This window comes from Brevundimonas sp., from assembly GCF_036659295.1.
In the GTDB taxonomy this organism is placed as follows: Bacteria; Pseudomonadota; Alphaproteobacteria; order Caulobacterales; family Caulobacteraceae; genus Brevundimonas.
The window spans coordinates 1-2,893 of the sequence record NZ_JAVXCU010000146.1 but is presented as its reverse complement, the minus strand read 5'-3'; the positions used below and the strand labels follow the sequence as shown (position 1 = coordinate 2,893).

The window sequence follows — 2,893 nt, the reverse complement described above, 5'->3', positions numbered from 1 at the left end:
GCCTCTGTCGAACCGCGAAAAGCCGCCGGTTCGTGAAAGCTATGACGAGGCCGACCGCGAAGAGTCTTCGCTGGACACGCTGGTTCCCGCCAATCCGAACCAGCCCTATGACATGAAGGAATTGATCCTGAAGGTCGTGGACGAGGCGGACTTCTTCGAGATCGGTGCCGACTTCGCCAAGAACATCATCTGCGGCTTTGGCCGTCTGGATGGCCAGAGCGTCGGCATCGTCGGCAACCAGCCTCAGACCTTGGCGGGCGTTCTAGATATCGACAGCAGCCGCAAGGCCGCGCGTTTCGTGCGCTTCTGCGACGCCTTCGGTATCCCGCTGGTCACCTTCGTGGACGTTCCGGGCTTCATGCCGGGCACCAAGCAGGAATACGGCGCACTGATCAAACACGGTGCCAAGCTGCTGTTCGCCTATGCCGAAGCCACCGTGCCGAAGCTGACCGTCATCACGCGTAAGGCTTACGGCGGTGCATACGACGTTATGTCGTCCAAGCACCTGCGTGGCGACGTCAACTATGCATGGCCGACCGCTGAAATCGCCGTCATGGGTGCCAAGGGCGCCGTGGAAATCATCTTCCGCAAGGAAGCGGGCGACCCCGAAGCTCTGGCCGCACGCGAAGCCGAATACAAGGAACGCTTCGCCAACCCGTTCGTGGCAGCAGGCCTCGGCTATATCGACGACGTCATCATGCCGCACGGCACGCGCCGTCGCCTGATCAAGGCTCTCGGTACGCTGAAGAACAAGGTCCAGGAAAATCCCTGGAAAAAGCACGACAACATCCCGCTGTAGGTCGCAGAAAAATGTTCGATAAAATTCTGATCGCCAACCGCGGCGAGATTGCTGTTCGTGTCATCAAGACCTGCCGCAAGATGGGCATCAAGACGGTGGTGGTTTATTCCGACGCCGATGCCGGTTCGCTGGCGGTCGAGATGGCGGATGAAACCGTTCACATCGGTGCTTCGCCTGCGGCACAGTCCTATCTGATCCAGGACAAGATCGTGGATGCCGTCAAAAAGACCGGCGCGCAGGCTGTGCACCCGGGCTTTGGCTTCCTGTCGGAAAACGCCAGCTTTGCGCGTCGTCTGAAGGCAGAGGGCATCGCCTTTATCGGTCCGAACCCTGAGGCGATTGACGCCATGGGCGACAAGATCACCTCCAAGAAGTTCGCCGCCGAAGCCGGTGTTTCGACCGTTCCGGGCCATATGGGCCTGATCGATACACCGGAAGAAGCGGTCAAGATCGCCCGCGAGATCGGCTATCCGGTCATGATCAAGGCGTCAGCTGGCGGCGGCGGTAAAGGCATCCGCGTGGCCGAAGGCGATGCGGATATGGCCGAAGGCTTTGCCGCCGTTAAGGCCGAAGCCATGAGCGCATTCGGTGACGACCGCGTCTTCCTCGAAAAGTTCATCGTCAACCCGCGCCACATCGAGATTCAGGTGCTGGGCGACAAGCACGGCAACGTCATCCACCTGTTCGAGCGCGAATGCTCGATCCAGCGTCGTAACCAGAAGGTTATCGAAGAGGCCCCGTCGCCGCTGCTGGACGAAGCCACGCGTCAGGCCATGGGCGCACAGGCCGTCGCACTCGCAAAAGCCGTGAACTATGACTCGGCTGGCACGGTCGAGTTCGTGGCAGGGCAGGACAAGTCGTTCTACTTCCTCGAAATGAACACCCGTCTTCAGGTCGAGCATCCGGTGACCGAACTGATCACCGGCGTTGATCTGGTCGAACAGATGATCCGCTCGGCTTGGGGCGAACACCTCGCCTACAAACAAGAAGACCTGAAGATCAACGGCTGGGCCATCGAGAGCCGTATCTACGCCGAAGACCCGTATCGTGGCTTCCTGCCGTCGATTGGTCGTTTGGTGCGCTACGAGCAACCGCTTGAGGGCCAACAAGACGGCTACATCGTGCGTAATGATAGCGGCGTCCGCGAGGGCGACGAGATCAGCATGTTCTATGACCCGATGATCGCCAAGCTGTGCGCATGGGGCGAAACCCGTGATGCGGCCATCAAGGGCATGGCGCGCGCTCTGGAAGACACCCACCTGTCTGGACTGGGCCACAACGTGCCGTTCTTGGCTGCGGTTATGGATCAGGCGCGTTTCCAGTCGGGCGTTCTGACCACCAACTATATCAAGGACGAGTTCCCCGAGGGCTTTAACGGTCTCGAGCCGAACGCCCTTCAGGTCAAACAGCTGATCGCTTCGGCTGTGGCCATGAACGAGGTCATTGCCGAGCAGGACGGTGATCCGTCCGAGCGTGGCGAGTGGACCGTTCTGGTCGACAAGGCCGCCTATGAGGTCGAGGTCGGTTACGACGAAGCCGAGGACCTGACCGTCATCATCGATGACGAGGAAGTCACCCTGTCGGAAATCGACTGGCGTCCGGGTCTGTCGCTGTTCCGCGCTGTGCTGGACGAGGAAGCCTTTACGGTTGAAGTGAAGCGCGCCGCAGACGGCTTTGACATTCGCTCGCGTGCCACCAAGGCCCGCGTACGCATCCTGCGTCCGGAAATCGCTTCGCTCTATACGATGCTGCCCGAGAAAAAGGCCGCCGACACTTCCAAGCTGGTGCTGTCGCCGATGCCGGGCCTTGTTGTCGACATCCCTGTCGTCGAAGGTCAGGAAGTGAAGCAAGGCGAAACCGTCGCCATCATCGAAGCCATGAAGATGCAGAACATCCTCAAGGCCGAGCGTGACGGCAAGGTGAAGTCGGTCAAGGCCAAGGCCGGTGATCCGGTGGCGGCTGACGACGTGCTGGTGGAGTTCGAGTAAACCATGAGCCAATTCCCCGCCCCGACACCGCTTGAATGGCGTGATGCTGCTATCAAGGCGTTGAAAGACCGCCCGCTGGAAAGCCTTGTCCATCTGGATGCGGACC

General features: G+C 60.1%; 2 protein-coding genes. Both read left to right on the top strand.

Translation table 11 applies throughout. From position 1 onward, the window contains the following. Window positions 1-799, top strand: a 799-nt coding sequence (locus tag RSB01_RS13900; protein ID WP_332625727.1) for a carboxyl transferase domain-containing protein, incomplete at its 5' end; no start/stop codon positions are given. Window positions 800-810: 11 nt separating this feature from the next. After that, complete coding sequence (locus RSB01_RS13895; protein ID WP_332589931.1) at window positions 811-2,787, top strand: acetyl/propionyl/methylcrotonyl-CoA carboxylase subunit alpha; 1,977 nt, start codon at window positions 811-813, stop codon at window positions 2,785-2,787. Window positions 2,788-2,893: the final 106 nt, after the last annotated feature.

Coding starts and splice junctions, on each gene's coding strand:
- RSB01_RS13895 (WP_332589931.1), top strand. CDS start 811: ATGTTCGATAAAATTCTGATCGCCAACCGCGGCGAGATTGCTGTTCGT.